Source organism: Massilia sp. Soil_C_3 (assembly GCF_057657035.1).
Map to the genome: position 1 here is coordinate 67,848 of NZ_JBDGJG010000009.1, position 15,017 is coordinate 82,864.

The following is a 15,017-nucleotide window of genomic DNA, read 5'->3' on the forward strand; positions in this document are numbered from 1 at the left end:
GCATGCGGCATCCGCACGTCCCTGAACGCCATCCTTTCATCCAGCCCCATTCTGCCATCCTGACTCGCTACTCCCGGTTAACGTTGACGGGCGCTTTTTTGCGCTTATTAGTCTGCTGGTTTCGCTTGCTCGTCCCGTTACCATAAGTATGTTTTTATGCGATCTAGAATGTGAACTTTGTTTAACCTCTTTGATTTACTATCTAAGTTATCTTAATATGTCATAAATTTGTTGCAATCATTGATAATATGCTGCCCAATCGTAGCAAGAACACAGCTCATCCATATTCTCCCAAAATTGCTCTAACTTACGATTAAATATACTCATCATTATTACAAGTCATGCCTGAGTGCTTTTCCCGAGAATTCGTCTTTTTGACTCTTTGTGAACTTTGTTAAATAAAAGAGACGCGAAAATCCCGGTAACGTAAAGTCACCAGGCGTAAAGCGACATCTGGGCGTTTTTGAGGGGGAAAAGAAGATTGCAGCCGTGGCGGCGTGCTACAGAAAGCAGGGACGAAAAAAAACGCGGTGTCCGTTGCCGGAGACCGCGTCAGGGGAGAATTCGGTAATAATCAGTGGCGAATGCCCATCGCGCGCACTTCAGCGGCGTCTACTGGGTCCAGGCTGGCCAGCTTGCGCTTGAGCGCCAGCGCTTCGTCCAGGGCGCGGCGCGCGGCCAGTTCGGCCTTGCTGCGGCGTGGACGCACGGTCAGGTACAGGGCGCGGCCGATGCCGACCAGCAGTGGGCGGAAGAACAAGACAAAGCCAGCCAGCAAAGCAAGATACACAGTGGTGCTGAACACCTGGCCGTAAGGCACGGCGGCGGCGGCTTGGACTAGGGAGGCGGTAGAAGACATGATAGGCTCGATCTGTTATTGTTGAGAACTATAGTGCGTCGCAACATATAAATCTAATTTTGTTCCCTGATGGCCCTTATACAGTTTGTGAATGATTTGGAGTACACTATCCGTACTCCTGTCTTCACAACAGTTTTCTCCTGAATCCCATGAGCTTTCTGACGCTTGACCTGAATCTGCTGCGCGTATTCGACGCGGTGATGACCGAGCAAAACCTGACCCGTGCCGCCGGCCACCTGGCCATGACCCAGCCCGCAGTGTCGAATGCGATCAAGCGACTACGAGAAAGCCTGGGCGACGAGCTCCTGATCCGCACCGCCTACGGCGTCAAGCCGACCCCGCGCGCGGAAGCCCTGTGGCCGGCCGTGCGCCAGGCCCTGGCGGCGCTGGAAGCGGCGGTGATGCCGGAAACCTTCGACGTCTCCAAGGCGCAAGCGACCTTCCGCATGGCGATGGCCGACGCCACCGCCGCGCTGTGGCTGCCTTCCCTGATGCGCTCGATCGAAAGCGAGGCGCCGGGCGTGAACATCCGCATGGTGCCGCTGACGACGCGCGAGCCGCGTCCGATGTTGTTGCGCGGCGATATCGACCTGGCGGTCGGCTTCTTCCCCGGCGTCGCGGCCCAGCTCTCGTACGAAACCGGTTCGCCGATCCGCCACGAGCGCCTGTATTCCGGCGTTTATGTGTGCGTAATGCGCAAGGACCACCCGCTAGCCAAGGAAAAGCTCGATCTCGACACCTATTGCAAGGCCAATCACTTGCTGGTGAGCTTCTCGGGCCGTGCCCACGGCCTGGTCGACGAGGCGCTGGCCCAGATCGGCCGCGAACGCCGCATCCTCTTGACCGTGAACCAGTTCTTCACGGCGGGCAGGGTGGTGGCGAACTCGGACCTGATCACTGTGTTGCCGAAGCACTTGATGGTCTCGACCGGCATGACCGACGTACTGATCTGGAAGGAATTGCCCTTGCAGCTGCCGGCCGTCCACCTGGACATGCTGTGGCACGAACGCGATGGCCGCAGTCCGGCCCATCGCTGGCTGCGCAAGAATCTGGAATCGATGGCCGAAAGCGCCTCAAAAAGCGGCGTGCGCAAGATCGTCTGACAGCGCCAGCGCTGGTATCGACGCCAGCAAAATGTTTCACGTGAAACAAACCGGCCAGGCAAATGCCTGGCCGTTTTACTTTGATGCCGCTGGCTAAAGTTCAGCGGATCGGCAGCTTGGTCGTATTCTTGACTTCCTCCATCACCGCATAGGTGTGGGTTTCGCGCACGCCCTTTTGCAACAGGGTCTTGCCCAGGAACTCGCGGTAGGCCGCCATATCCTTTACGCGCGCCTTGACGAGGTAGTCGAAGCCGCCGGCCACCATATGGCATTCCAGCACCTCAGGAATCATCTGCACGCTCTGCTTGAACGCATCGAACACTTCGGGCGTAGTGCGATCGAGCACGACTTCGATAAAGACCAGCAGCGACACGTCGAGCAGTTGCGGATTGAGCTGGGCCGTGTAGCCCATGATATAGCCCGATTCATGCAGTTTGCGCACGCGCTCGAGGCAGGCCGCCGGCGACAGGTTCACCCGGGCGGCGAGCTCCACATTGCTGATGCGGCCGTCATTCTGCAGCTCGGCGAGAATCTTCTTGCTGATCTTGTCCAACATCGGATGTCTCCCGTTAATTTTATTCGGTCAGATTGTCGCATCAAAAACTATCTATTGCTAGTAACGATTAAAAGCAGAATTAATCCAGAAGAAATCCTTCTACAATCGAATCATTTCCACCGAGTTCCAAACTGCGCCGGCCACGTGATGTGGCACGGCGCTTTTGCTGTGCGGTGGCCCTCGTTGTGTATTTTTCTTTTGACTAGATAGCCATGCAGATCGCTGCTTCCCCGGCCTCCACCTTCGTTCCCTTCGACGCCCTCCACGCTGAAACCAGGCGCGAGCAAACGCCCCTGCGCGCCGCCATCACCGCCGCCTACCGCCGCGATGAATCCGAGGCCGTGCAATGGCTGCTGGCCCAGGGCGCCACGCCCGGCGCCGACGCCCAGCCGCTGGCGCATCGCCTGGTCTCCGCCGTGCGCGAAAAACGTACCCGCGCCTCGGGCGTGGACGCGCTGATGCACGAGTTCTCGCTGTCGTCGGAAGAAGGCGTGGCGTTGATGTGCCTGGCCGAAGCGCTGCTGCGCATCCCGGACAGCGAGACCGCCGACCGTCTCATCGCCGACAAGATCAGCCGCGGCGACTGGAAGAAGCACCTGGGCGAATCGCCATCGCTGTTCGTCAATGCCGCGACCTGGGGCCTGCTCATCACCGGCAAGCTGGTCTCGCCCAATAGCGAGCAGGGACTTGGCTCGGCGCTCACGCGCCTGATCGCGAAGGGCGGCGAACCGCTGATCCGCAAGGGCGTCGACATGGCGATGCGCATGCTGGGCAACCAGTTCGTCACCGGCCAGACGATCGACGAAGCGCTCAAGAACAGCCGCGACAACGAGACGCGCGGCTATCGCTACTCCTACGACATGCTGGGCGAGGCAGCGCTGACCGAAAGCGATGCGAAGAACTACTACGCCTCGTACGAAGCGGCCATCCACGCGATCGGCAAGGCCTCCAATGGCCGCGGCATCAAGGATGGCCCGGGCATCTCGATCAAGCTGTCGGCGCTGCATCCGCGCTACAGCCGTGCGCAATATGCGCGCGTGATCGGCGAATTGCTGCCGCGCGTGCGCAGCCTGGTCCTGCTGGCCAAGACCTATAACATCGGCATCAATATCGACGCCGAGGAAGCCGACCGCCTCGAGATCTCGCTCGACATGCTCGAAGCACTCGCGTTCGATCCCGACCTGGCCGGCTTCGAAGGCATCGGCCTGGTGGTGCAGGCCTATCAGAAGCGTTGCCCGTTCGTGATCGATTACCTGGTCGACCTGGCCAAGCGCAGCGGTCAGAAATTCATGGTGCGCCTGGTGAAGGGCGCCTACTGGGACGCGGAGATCAAGCGCGCCCAGGTCGATGGCATGCCCGGTTATCCGGTCTATACGCGCAAGGTGTACACCGACGTCTCCTACCTGACGTGCGCGCGCAAGCTGCTGGCGGCGGCTGACGTGCTGTATCCGCAGTTCGCCACCCACAATGCCCACACGCTGTCGGTGATCTACACCTGGGCCAAAGAGGACCAGGTCAGCAACTACGAATTCCAGTGCCTGCACGGCATGGGCGAGACGCTGTACGACCAGGTCGTGGGCAGCAAGAACCTGGACAAGGCTTGCCGCATCTACGCGCCGGTCGGTTCGCACGAAACCCTGCTGGCCTATCTCGTGCGCCGCCTGCTGGAAAACGGCGCCAACTCCTCGTTCGTCAACCAGATCGTCGACGAGAACGTCGCGATCGACACACTGCTCACCGATCCCTTCGACGTCGCGCGCGCCAGTGCTGGCCGTCCGCATCCGGCCATCGCGCTGCCGGTCGACATGTTCGGTAATGGGCGCAAGAATTCGGCAGGCATGGACCTGGTCAATGAAGACGTCCTGGCCAAGCTGGTGATTGGCCTCGCGCAGCAGCGCCAGCACCTCGCCGGCCCGCTGATCGCCGGCTTGGTCGATGCCGGCGTGCCCGCCAACGTGGTCAATCCCGCGATGTTGAGCGATATCGTCGGCCAGGTGAGCGAAGCCTCGCGCACCGACGTCGAGACCGCCCTGGCCGCTGCCAGCGCCTTCGCCGGCGAATGGGCCGCCAGCGCCACCCATGAACGCGCCGCGATCCTCGAGCGCACCGCCGACCTGTTCGAACAGAACGGCGTCGAGCTGATGGCCCTGGCCGTGCGCGAAGCCGGCAAATCGCTGCCGAACGCGATCGCCGAACTGCGCGAAGCGGTCGACTTCCTGCGCTACTACGCGGTGCAGATCCGGGGCTCGGCCAAGGCCGAGGCACTGGGACCGGTCAGCTGCATCAGCCCCTGGAACTTCCCCCTGGCGATCTTCACCGGCCAGGTGGCGGCCGCCCTCGCCGCCGGCAACGTGGTGCTGGCCAAGCCGGCCGAGCAAACCCCATTGATCGCCTGGCGCGCGGTGGAACTGTTCCTCGAGGCGGGCACGCCGCGCGCCGCGCTGCAGCTGCTGCCGGGCCGCGGCGAAGTGGTGGGCGCCGCACTGACGGCGGACAGCCGCATCAAGGGCGTGATCTTCACCGGTTCGACCGAAGTCGCCCAGCTGATCAACCGCACGCTGGCCAAGCGCGCGGAACAGGAAGGCATCGACATCCCGCTGGTGGCGGAAACCGGTGGCCAGAACGCGCTGATCGTCGACTCCTCGGCACTGCCGGAACAGGTGGTGCAGGATGTCCTCAGTTCGGCCTTCGACTCGGCCGGCCAGCGCTGCTCGGCGCTGCGCGTGCTGTTCCTGCAAGAAGACATCGCCGACAAGACCATCAAGATGCTCAAGGGCGCGATGCAGGAACTGCGCGTGGGCTGCCCGGACCGCCTGGCGACCGATATCGGCCCGGTGATCGACGCCGAAGCCCAGCGCAATCTGCTGGCCCACATCGAGCGCACCAAGGCCACCGCGCGCAGCCACTTCGCGCTCGAGCTGCCGGCGTCGGTCCTGGAGGCCGGCACCTTCGTGCCGCCGACCGTGCTCGAAATCGCCTCGCTGGCGGAACTCAAGCAGGAAGTCTTCGGCCCGGTGCTGCACATCGTGCGCTACCGCCGCGCAGAGCTGCCCTCGGTGATCGATGCGATCAACGCCACCGGCTACGGCCTGACCCTGGGCGTGCATTCGCGCATCGATGAAACCATCGACACCATCGTCAACCGTGCCCACGTCGGCAATATCTACGTCAACCGCAACATCGTCGGCGCGGTGGTCGGCGTGCAGCCGTTCGGCGGCGAAGGCAAGTCGGGCACCGGTCCGAAGGCCGGCGGCCCGCTCTACCTGAAACGCCTGCAGCGCGGCGCGGCGCCCCTGATGGAACACGTGCGCCAGCCAGAAGCGGCGCTGGAAGCCCTGATCGGCTGGCTGCGCACGGATGGCCAGCAGCCGGTGGCCGCGCTGGCCGAAGGTTATGCGCGCACCTCGCTCAACGGCGTCTCGATGGACCTGCCCGGCCCGACCGGCGAAAGCAATCGCCTGTCGTTCACGCCGCGCGGCGCCGTGCTGTGCGCGCCGGCTACCTCCGCCGGCCTGCTCAATCAACTGGCAGCGGCCCTCGCCACCGGCAACCGCGCGCTGGTGCTGGCGCCGACGCCTGAATCGATTCCGGCCAACCTGCCGGCGGCGGTGAAGGAACGCGTGCGCTTCGTGGGCAAGGAAGAAATCGACGCGGCCGACGTCGCGATCGCGCTGGTCGAAACCGGCCTGGCCGGCCTGCTGCGCACCCAGCTGGCGGCGCGTCCGGGTGCGATCGTCGGCATCGTCGACACCGACGCCCTGGTCCCGGTGGACCTGTGGCGCCTGGTCGCCGAGCGCGCGGTCTGCGTCAACACGACCGCCGCTGGCGGCAACGCAAGCCTGATGACCCTGGGCCTGTAAAAATCGTAGGGTGGACGGCTATGCCGTCCACGCGTTCAACCAACAGAAAACCAGCAGGAGAAGCACCAGCAAGAACATACCCACAACAGGAGACAACCATGCTTGTAGGCGTTCCAAAGGAAATCAAGAACCACGAGTACCGCGTCGGCCTCACGCCGCCGTCCGTCCACGAACTGATCACGCGCGGCCACCAGGTGATCGTCCAGCAAGGCGCTGGCAGCGAGATCGGCCTCGACGACGCCCACTACACCGCTGCCGGCGCCACTATCGCCGACAGCGCCCACGAAGTCTTCTCGCGCGCCGACATGATCGTCAAGGTCAAGGAGCCGCAACCGGCCGAATGCGCGATGCTGCGTGAAGGCCAGATACTCTACACCTACCTCCACCTGGCTCCGGATCCGGAGCAAACCGCAGCCCTGGTCAAATCGGGCGCCATCTGCATTGCCTACGAAACGATCACCGGCCCGGGCGGCGGCTTGCCCCTGCTTGCGCCGATGAGCGAAGTCGCGGGCCGCATGGCGATCCAGGCCGGCGCCGCCCACCTGGAGAAATCCCGGGGCGGCATGGGCCTGCTGCTGGGCGGTGTGCCGGGCGTGGCGGCCGGCCACGTCGTCATCATCGGCGCCGGCGTGGTCGGCGCCAATGCGCTACAGATGGCCGTTGGTACGGGCGCCCGCGTCACGGTGCTCGACAAGAACGTCGACCGGCTACGCCAGCTCGACCTGGTGTTCGGCAACCGCATCTCGACCCTGTATTCCACTGCCCATGCGCTCGAGGAAGCGGTCTTGAACGCCGACCTGGTGATCGGCGGCGTGCTGGTGCCGGGCGCGGCGGCGCCGAAACTGGTCACGCGCGACATGGTGTCACGCATGAAGAAGGGCGCGGTGGTTGTCGACGTGGCGATCGACCAGGGCGGCTGTTTCGAGACGTCGCACCCAACGACGCACGCCGATCCGACCTTCCTGGTCGATGGCGTGGTCCACTACTGCGTCGCGAACATGCCGGGCGCCGTGGCGCGTACCTCGACCTTCGCCCTGAACAACGCCACCATCGGCCATGCTTTGGCATTGGCGAACAAGGGCTGGCGGCGCGCGCTGGCAGACGACGTCCACCTGCGTCATGGCCTGAACGTCTGCCAGGGCAAGGTCACCTTCGAGGCCGTCGCCCAGGCCCTGGGCTACGACTACATCCCCGCCGACTCGCTCCTGGGCTGAAGCGGCGCTTCCACCAGTTGCCGGCACAGGCGCCGGGTGATGTGGAAAGCATATTGCGCGGCCACCGACTTCACGAAGCGCATGAAGTCGTGGGCCGCGTTTTCATTGGCATTGTCCGATACCGCGCGGATGACGGCGAACGGCACATCCAGCTCGTGACACACCTGCGCCACCGCGGCGCCTTCCATCTCCACCGCCACCAGTCCGGGCAGGGCGCCATTGAGCGCATCGATGCGCAGGCGGTCATTGACGAACTGGTCGCCGCTGGCGATCAGGCCGCGATGCACGCGCGGCTGTGCCAGGCCGAACGCCTGTCTTTCGGGCTCGGAAATCGTCTCCAGGAAGTCGCACTCCAGGAAGGCGTGGGCGGCGCTGGACAGGCGTAGCGACAGCTGCTGGTCTGGCTGGAAATGCGTCTGGCCCGTGAGCGGCACTTCGAAACGCGGAAACAAGGGGCTGGCATCCATATCGTGCTGGACCAGCGATTCGCCCACCACGATGTCGCCCACACGGATCGTTTTATCCCCGGCGCCGGCAACGCCCGTGAAGAGGATGTGCGTAACTCCGAACTTTTCCACAAGCGTTGTCGCAGTCATGGCGGCAGCAACCTTGCCAATACGCGATAAAACGCACACTGCGTCGATTTCCCACAGTCGCCCGACCCAGAACTCGCGCTTGCCGTGGATGAGCTTGGCGGGGCCTCTCATGGCTTCCACGAGCCCTGCCTGTTCTTCGTGCAAGGCGCTGATGATCCCTAGACGCATGTTTTTCTGGGTGAGTAAGTGTGTAGAGACGTTTGCACGGTACTAGCGATTCAGATCGGCAACTGTGCATAAGGGACGGATTGTACACAGCTTCCATCGCATTCAGTCCTTGAATTGCAAGGATCGTGGTTCTGGTTGGAAGCAGTGAATGACCTGTTCTGGGAGACGCTTTTTTTTGCTTGCGCAGTGTTTGCTTATTTAATTAAGAGATATGTATACAAGGTTGATAGTAGTAGGTAAACGCGAGGTTCTCTGTGGATAAGGCGAGTTTACTCCACAGTATCAATGGTTTACGAGGTCGTTTACGCGCTGGAAAAAGCTTGCGTTCGTCTTGCACGGTTCTTGGACAACAAATCGCCATCTGGAAAAAGCGCCTGTTCTGCACATCTGATGCTGTGGATATACAGCGGCTTTTCCACAGGCAGATATGGGTTGTCGCTGTTTTGCAGGCATTGCTGACAATGTTTTTCCTGTCTGGCCTGCAGTTTGGATGAGCTGGTGCGTTTGCCATGACCAGATCCTTGTGCGTACGACGGGGTTTTTCTGCTCGACTTTGATCGTTTTGCAGCCTGAAGGTGGCCGAAGTCGGTGGCAGTGGCGTTTCCTCATTTTGTTTTAGTTAAAGGCTTGTATACAAAATAATAGTAATAGTAAACGCCTGCCGCTTTGTGGATAAACCCGATTTTTTCCACAATATCAGAGGTTTACGGCTACGTTAACCTGCTGGAAAACGCCTGTGTCCGCGCTGTAGGAAAGGTGGATAGAAATTGCTCACCCGGACAAGATTGGGGTTTCTGCACATTCCATCCTGTGGATATTCATTCGGTTTTCCACAGAGGCTGTCTCTGCCCCTTCACCTGATGGCCCTGGTCAGCAAATGCGCAGCCGTGAATTCGAGATGACTGGCAGCGTCGGCTTGCGGGATATTGCTTCCCTGTTTTGCCACACGCGACAGAAATTTTTTTTTTCGCAGGCTCGTCAGGTTTACAACCAGGATCTGTATACAACATTGATAGTAGTAGTTAACGGTAGCCAGTCTCTGTGGACAACCCGATTAAAGGACGCGAAATCAGGGATTTATGTCACGTATAACTCCGTGCACTGCTAAGCAAACTGTCTGGTGGCAAATCTGGACAAGATTTTTGCCTGTGGAGAAAAGCCGAGTTCTGCACAAACGATACCTGTGGATATCAAGTAGCTTATCCACAGAGGGGGTCTGGACAGGCGTTTACGTTCTGGTAAGCTGTTTCCCATCGAACTGAAGTACAGGGAAACGCATGGACGTCGTGTCGCGGTACGCCAGGGTCAACGGTTTGAACATGCACTACGTGACTGCCGGTGAGGGCCCGCCAGTCGTGCTCCTGCATGGATTTCCAGATACCCATGCGGTCTGGCGGCGCCAGATCCAGGCCCTGGCTGCGGCTGGTTTCCAGGTCATCGCTCCCGACCTGCGTGGCTACGGCAAGACCGATATACCGGCCGACGTCAGCGCGTACGCAATCGACTTCGTGGCCGATGACGTGCTGCAGCTCATGGATGCACTGAGCATCGCCGAGGCGACGGTGGTGGGCCACGATTGGGGCGCGCAGGTCGGCTGGCATCTGGCCATGCATGCGCCGCAGCGTGTCAGCCGCTATGCGGCACTGTCGGTGGGCCACCCAAAGGCGCTGGCCAAGTCAGGTTTCACGCAAAAACTGCGCTTCTGGTACATGGCCGTATTCATGACGCCGGTCCTGGCCGAAACGCTGCTGAAGGCAGGTAATTGGGCGGCTCTGCGTGCGATGAATCGCAGCCGCGAACAGCAGCAACTCTGGATCGATGCGCTGGCGCCGCAGGGCCGGCTGACCGCAGCCCTGAATTATTACCGCGCCAATCTCAAAGGTCCGCGCGGCAAGCGCTGGAAGCCGGTCGACGTGCCGGTGCTGGGCGTCTGGAGCGAGCACGATCCTGCGCTGCGCGAACAGCAGATGCTGGACTCGCGCGAACAATGCCGCGCCGGTTTCGAGTATGCCCGCATCGATGGCGTGGGCCATTGGCTGCAGCTGTCGGGCGCAGAGCGGCTCAATGGCTTGCTCATCGATTTCGCACGATCGCCGGCGGCCGTCACGCCGGAATAAGTACCATGGGGAAGGGCGGGCGGCGCCGTGTCAGTACGGCTTGCTTGCCGTAAAATATCGGCTCTGCACTTCCCCTGAAAGTCTCCCATGATCGATGTAGTGTGGCTCGGCGGCGCCGCTTTTGCCGCCGGCCTGGTCGACGCCGTTGTCGGTGGCGGCGGCCTGATCCAGCTTCCCGCGATGTTTTCCCTGTTGCCGAAAGAAGCGCCGGCAACCATCCTCGGCACCAATAAACTCGCAGCGATCTTCGGCACCGGTTCGGCTACCGTCAGTTACGCGCGCCGGGTGCGGGTCGCATGGAGCACCGCGGCGCCGGCCGCCATCGCTGCATTTGCCTTGTCTTTTGTCGGCGCCTGGACCGTGACGCAGGTGCCGGCCGATTTCGTGCGCGCGCTGCTGCCGTTTGTCCTGGTCGCGGTTGCCGTCTATACGTTCATGAAGAAGGATCTGGGGGCAGTGCACGCGCCGCTGCACAGCGGGATGGCCGAGCGCTACTGGGCCATCGGCATCGGCGCCGCCATCGGTTTTTACGATGGTTTCTTTGGACCGGGCACCGGCAGCTTCCTGCTGTTCCTGTTCGTGCGCTTCTTCGGTTTCGACTTCCTGAGCGCCTCGGCCGCGGCAAAGGTCGTCAACGTCGCCTGCAATCTGTCGGCGCTGATGTGGTTCGGCTACAGCGGTCATTTGCTGTGGCAGCTGGGCTTGCTGATGGCCGGATGCCAGATCGTCGGCGCGGTGATCGGCACCAGGCTGGCGCTGAAGCATGGCAGTGGTTTTGTGCGGAAACTATTCCTTTTTGTTGTCTCGGCCCTGATTGTAAAGACAGCCTATGACTCGTTCACAAAGCTGGGCTGGTAAGCCTGTTCCACGTGAAACATAGGGCCACATCGGGCCGGGTTCGCAACCCGGCTTTTTTATTGCCAATTGTTCCACGTGAAACACCTTGGTAAGACCTGAAGAGTAAGGTTTCACGTGAAACAAAATATGTCGTTTTCGAACCGATGCAGAGTCCAGCAGGAAAAAAGAATCTATAATCGCGCATTAGTCCCCTCGCTCCACACCCCATCATGCTATTTCCTACTGAATTCGACGTTATCGTCGTCGGCGGCGGCCATGCCGGAACCGAAGCCGCACTCGCGTCCGCACGCACCGGTCAAAAGACCCTGCTGCTGACCCACAATATCGAAACCCTTGGCGCCATGTCTTGCAATCCGTCGATTGGCGGCATCGGCAAGGGTCACCTGGTCAAGGAAGTCGACGCCCTCGGCGGCGCCATGGCCATCGCCACCGACGAAGCCGGCATCCAGTTCCGCATCCTGAATTCGTCCAAGGGCCCGGCCGTGCGCGCCACCCGCGCCCAGGCCGACCGCGTCCTGTACAAGGCGGCGATCCGCTCGCGCCTGGAAAACCAGCCGAACCTGTGGCTGTTCCAGCAGGCAGTCGATGATCTGATGGTGGAGGGCGACCGCGTAGTCGGCGCCGTCACCCAGGTCGGCCTGAAGTTTCGTGCCCGCGCCGTGGTGCTCACCGCCGGTACTTTCCTGGACGGGAAGATCCACGTCGGCCTTCAAAACTATTCGGGCGGCCGCGCGGGCGACCCGCCGGCGACCTCGCTGTCGGCGCGCCTGAAGGAACTCAAGCTGCCGCAGGGCCGCCTCAAGACCGGCACGCCGCCGCGCATCGATGGCCGCAGCATCGACTTCTCGGTGTTGGCCGAGCAGCCAGGCGACCTCGATCCGGTGCCGGTATTCTCTTACATGGGCAATGTGGCGATGCACCCGCGCCAGGTCCCGTGCTGGGTGACGCATACCAATGAACGAACCCACGACATCATCCGCGCCGGCCTGGATCGCAGCCCGATGTACACCGGCGTGATCGAAGGCGTCGGCCCGCGCTACTGCCCGTCGATCGAGGACAAGATCCATCGTTTCGCTTCGAAGGAATCGCACCAGATCTTCCTCGAGCCGGAAGGCCTGACCACCAACGAGTTCTACCCCAACGGGATCTCGACCAGCCTGCCGTTCGACGTCCAGCTGGAGCTGGTGCGCTCGATGCGCGGCATGGAGAACGCCTTCATCCTGCGTCCCGGCTATGCGATCGAATACGATTACTTCGACCCGCGCGGCCTGAAAGCCTCGCTCGAGACCAAGTCGATCAAGGGCCTCTTCTTCGCCGGCCAGATCAACGGCACCACCGGCTACGAAGAAGCCGCGGCCCAGGGTCTGCTGGCCGGCCTGAACGCCGCGCTGCAAACCCAGGGCAAGGATACCTGGACGCCGGGCCGTTCCGAAGCCTACCTCGGCGTGCTGGTCGACGACCTCACCACGCAAGGGGTGGCCGAGCCATACCGCATGTTCACCAGCCGCGCCGAGTACCGCCTGTCGCTGCGTGAAGACAACGCTGACATGCGCCTGACCGAGATCGGCCGCCAGCTGGGCATCGTCGACGACGCGCGCTGGCAAGCCTTCGAGACCAAGCGCGAATCCGTCGCCCGTGAATTGGAACGACTGAAAGCGACCTGGGTCAACCCGCGCATCCTGGCTGCGGCCGAATCGGAACGCGTGGTGGGGCAGGCGCTCGAGCGCGAATACAACCTGGCCGACCTGCTGAGAAGGCCGGGCATCGAGTACGACACCCTGATGACGATGCAAGGTAATGAGGGCCAGCCGCTGGCAGGCCCCGGCGTCGAAGACCCGGCGGTGAAGGAACAGGTGGAGATCCAGCTGAAGTATTCGGGCTATATCGATCGCCAGGCGCGCGAGGTCGAGCGTCACGACCATTACGAAAACCTGAAGCTGCCCGAGAACCTGAACTACCTGGAGATCGCGGCGCTGTCGTTCGAGGTGCGCCAGAAGCTGGACAAGCAGCGTCCCGAAACGCTGGGCCAGGCTTCGCGCATCTCGGGCGTGACCCCGGCGGCGATCTCGCTGCTACTGGTGCACCTGAAAAAGCGTGGCGTCCCGGGCTTTGCCCCGACCACTTCGGAGGCGGCGCAATGAAATATGCGTTCGACCGCGATGCGCTGGCCAAGGTGCTGGCCGACGGTATTGCCGAAATGGGCCTGGATGTCACGCCAGAACAGCAGGGTAAGCTGATGGCCTACCTGCAGCTGATGCACAAGTGGAATGCGGTGTACAACCTGACCTCGCTGCGCGATCCCGTGCAGATGGTGACCCACCACCTGCTCGACTCGCTGGCCGCGGTGCCGGCATTCAAGGATGCGCGCAATGTGCTGGACGTGGGGGCAGGGGGCGGATTGCCAGGCACCGTGCTGGCGATCACCCGGCCCGACATGAAAGTGGCGATGATCGACACCGTGCACAAGAAAACGGCCTTCCTCACGCAAGTGAAGGCCGAATTGGGACTCACGAACGTCACTGTGTACACGATGAAGGTGCAAGACCTGGCGGTGAGCGACAAATTCGACGTCATCACCTCGCGCGCTTTCGCCGACCTGTCCGATTTCGTCAACTGGTCGGGACACCTGCTGCAAGAGGGCGGCGAATTCATCGCCCTGAAAGGGGTGGCGCCAAGCGAGGAACGCGAGCGGCTGCCGCAAGAGTGGAAAGTGAGCGGTTTGCAGCCGCTGCAGGTTCCAAGACTGGGCGCAGAGCGTCACCTGGTCTTCATTCAAAGAACCACCTAAACAATATTAATAGTAGAAACTGTATAAACCGTTTATATCGTTTATATAGTATGAATCATTCAAATGATTTGTACGGTATGAACGGTATGGCGTCTTGTAGCCGCTTTCGAGAAAGAGAATAGATGGCGAAGATATTTTGCGTAGCGAACCAGAAGGGTGGGGTAGGCAAGACCACCACCTCCGTCAACCTGGCGGCGGGCCTGGCTAAACTGGACCAGCGCGTGCTGCTGGTCGACCTCGACCCGCAGGGCAATGCGACCATGGGCGCCGGCATCAACAAGGCCGAACTCGAGTCGTCGATCTACCAGGTGCTGCTGGGCGAGTCGGACGTGGCCGGTGCGCGCGTGCGCTCCGAGGCGGGGCGCTTCGACGTGCTGCCCGCCAACCGCGAGCTGGCGGGCGCCGAAGTCGAGATGGTGTCGCTCGAGAACCGCGAGCGCCGCCTGAAGGATGCGCTGGCCGCGGTCGATGCCGACTACGACTTCATCCTGGTCGACTGCCCGCCCGCGCTGTCGCTGCTCACCTTGAACGGCCTGTGCGCCGCGCATGGCGTGATCATCCCGATGCAGTGCGAGTACTACGCACTGGAAGGCTTGTCCGACCTGGTCAACACGATCAAGAAGGTGCACGCCAACCTGAACACCGACCTCAAGATCATTGGCCTCTTGCGGGTGATGTTCGACCCGCGCATGACCTTGTCGCAGCAGGTCTCGAACCAGCTCGAGCAGCACTTTGGCGACAAGGTGTTCAAGACCATCATCCCGCGCAACGTCCGTCTGGCCGAAGCGCCGTCCTACGGCATCCCGGGCGTGACCTTCGATCCTTCGTCGAAAGGCGCGCAGGCGTACATCGCCTTTGGCGCGGAAATGGTTCAGCGCATCAAGACCATGTAATCACC

General features: G+C 61.7%; 11 protein-coding genes. 8 read left to right on the top strand and 3 right to left on the bottom strand.

Annotated features, from left to right (window positions below; translation table 11 throughout):
* Positions 1 to 574 precede the first annotated feature (574 nt).
* Positions 575 to 859 (bottom strand): hypothetical protein, encoded by a 285-nt coding sequence (locus tag AC3A6F_RS19155; protein WP_123067681.1) that lies wholly within the window; start codon positions 857 to 859, stop codon positions 575 to 577.
* A gap of 149 nt (positions 860 to 1,008) precedes the next feature.
* Between AC3A6F_RS19155 and AC3A6F_RS19160 the strand changes: the two genes are divergently transcribed.
* Complete coding sequence (locus AC3A6F_RS19160) at positions 1,009 to 1,962, top strand: LysR family transcriptional regulator (RefSeq protein WP_487683568.1); 954 nt, start codon at positions 1,009 to 1,011, stop codon at positions 1,960 to 1,962.
* Between the two features lie 100 nt (positions 1,963 to 2,062).
* Here the strand turns inward: AC3A6F_RS19160 and AC3A6F_RS19165 are convergent, their stop codons facing one another.
* Positions 2,063 to 2,518 carry an Lrp/AsnC ligand binding domain-containing protein gene (locus AC3A6F_RS19165; RefSeq protein WP_005664065.1) on the bottom strand — a complete coding sequence of 152 codons (456 nt, stop codon included), beginning with the start codon at positions 2,516 to 2,518 and terminating at the stop codon, positions 2,063 to 2,065.
* Positions 2,519 to 2,730: 212 nt separating this feature from the next.
* Here AC3A6F_RS19165 and putA point away from each other — a divergent pair, with 212 nt between their 5' ends.
* Both putA and ald read left to right on the top strand, forming a co-directional pair.
* Entirely contained in the window at positions 2,731 to 6,378 is a 3,648-nt protein-coding gene (gene putA / locus AC3A6F_RS19170) for a trifunctional transcriptional regulator/proline dehydrogenase/L-glutamate gamma-semialdehyde dehydrogenase (RefSeq protein WP_487683573.1), read from the top strand.
* A 98-nt stretch (positions 6,379 to 6,476) separates the two neighbouring features.
* A complete protein-coding gene (gene ald, locus AC3A6F_RS19175) occupies positions 6,477 to 7,592 on the top strand; it encodes an alanine dehydrogenase (protein ID WP_487683576.1) in 1,116 nt (371 codons plus the stop codon).
* On the opposite strand, the gene AC3A6F_RS19180 is transcribed toward ald, so the two are convergent.
* Positions 7,562 to 8,356 (bottom strand): 5'-methylthioadenosine/adenosylhomocysteine nucleosidase, encoded by a 795-nt coding sequence (locus AC3A6F_RS19180; RefSeq protein WP_487683579.1) that lies wholly within the window; start codon positions 8,354 to 8,356, stop codon positions 7,562 to 7,564. The genes ald and AC3A6F_RS19180 overlap by 31 nt on opposite strands.
* Positions 8,357 to 9,633: 1,277 nt before the next feature.
* Between AC3A6F_RS19180 and AC3A6F_RS19185 the strand changes: the two genes are divergently transcribed.
* The 5 genes from AC3A6F_RS19185 (at position 9,634) to AC3A6F_RS19205 (ending at position 15,012) form a co-directional block, all read left to right on the top strand.
* Positions 9,634 to 10,473, top strand: coding sequence for an alpha/beta fold hydrolase (locus AC3A6F_RS19185; RefSeq protein ID WP_487683582.1), 840 nt, complete (start codon positions 9,634 to 9,636; stop codon positions 10,471 to 10,473).
* Positions 10,474 to 10,560: 87 nt separating this feature from the next.
* Positions 10,561 to 11,331, top strand: coding sequence for a sulfite exporter TauE/SafE family protein (locus AC3A6F_RS19190; RefSeq protein WP_487683585.1), 771 nt, complete (start codon positions 10,561 to 10,563; stop codon positions 11,329 to 11,331).
* A 209-nt stretch (positions 11,332 to 11,540) separates the two neighbouring features.
* Entirely contained in the window at positions 11,541 to 13,472 is a 1,932-nt protein-coding gene (mnmG, locus tag AC3A6F_RS19195; protein ID WP_487683587.1) for a tRNA uridine-5-carboxymethylaminomethyl(34) synthesis enzyme MnmG, read from the top strand.
* Positions 13,469 to 14,119, top strand: coding sequence for a 16S rRNA (guanine(527)-N(7))-methyltransferase RsmG (gene rsmG, locus AC3A6F_RS19200; RefSeq protein WP_487683590.1), 651 nt, complete (start codon positions 13,469 to 13,471; stop codon positions 14,117 to 14,119). The genes mnmG and rsmG overlap by 4 nt, the downstream gene beginning before the upstream one ends.
* A gap of 122 nt (positions 14,120 to 14,241) precedes the next feature.
* Positions 14,242 to 15,012, top strand: a complete 771-nt coding sequence (locus AC3A6F_RS19205) for a ParA family protein (RefSeq protein ID WP_147934952.1) — start codon at positions 14,242 to 14,244, stop codon at positions 15,010 to 15,012.
* Positions 15,013 to 15,017 lie beyond the last annotated feature (5 nt).

Bases quoted from the DNA above. Each gene is read 5' to 3' on its own strand.
- AC3A6F_RS19155 (WP_123067681.1), bottom strand. From the start codon at position 859: ATGTCTTCTACCGCCTCCCTAGTCCAAGCCGCCGCCGCCGTGCCTTAC.
- AC3A6F_RS19160 (WP_487683568.1), top strand. From the start codon at position 1,009: ATGAGCTTTCTGACGCTTGACCTGAATCTGCTGCGCGTATTCGACGCG.
- AC3A6F_RS19165 (WP_005664065.1), bottom strand. From the start codon at position 2,518: ATGTTGGACAAGATCAGCAAGAAGATTCTCGCCGAGCTGCAGAATGAC.
- putA (WP_487683573.1), top strand. From the start codon at position 2,731: ATGCAGATCGCTGCTTCCCCGGCCTCCACCTTCGTTCCCTTCGACGCC.
- ald (WP_487683576.1), top strand. From the start codon at position 6,477: ATGCTTGTAGGCGTTCCAAAGGAAATCAAGAACCACGAGTACCGCGTC.
- AC3A6F_RS19180 (WP_487683579.1), bottom strand. From the start codon at position 8,356: ATGCGTCTAGGGATCATCAGCGCCTTGCACGAAGAACAGGCAGGGCTC.
- AC3A6F_RS19185 (WP_487683582.1), top strand. From the start codon at position 9,634: ATGGACGTCGTGTCGCGGTACGCCAGGGTCAACGGTTTGAACATGCAC.
- AC3A6F_RS19190 (WP_487683585.1), top strand. From the start codon at position 10,561: ATGATCGATGTAGTGTGGCTCGGCGGCGCCGCTTTTGCCGCCGGCCTG.
- mnmG (WP_487683587.1), top strand. From the start codon at position 11,541: ATGCTATTTCCTACTGAATTCGACGTTATCGTCGTCGGCGGCGGCCAT.
- rsmG (WP_487683590.1), top strand. From the start codon at position 13,469: ATGAAATATGCGTTCGACCGCGATGCGCTGGCCAAGGTGCTGGCCGAC.
- AC3A6F_RS19205 (WP_147934952.1), top strand. From the start codon at position 14,242: ATGGCGAAGATATTTTGCGTAGCGAACCAGAAGGGTGGGGTAGGCAAG.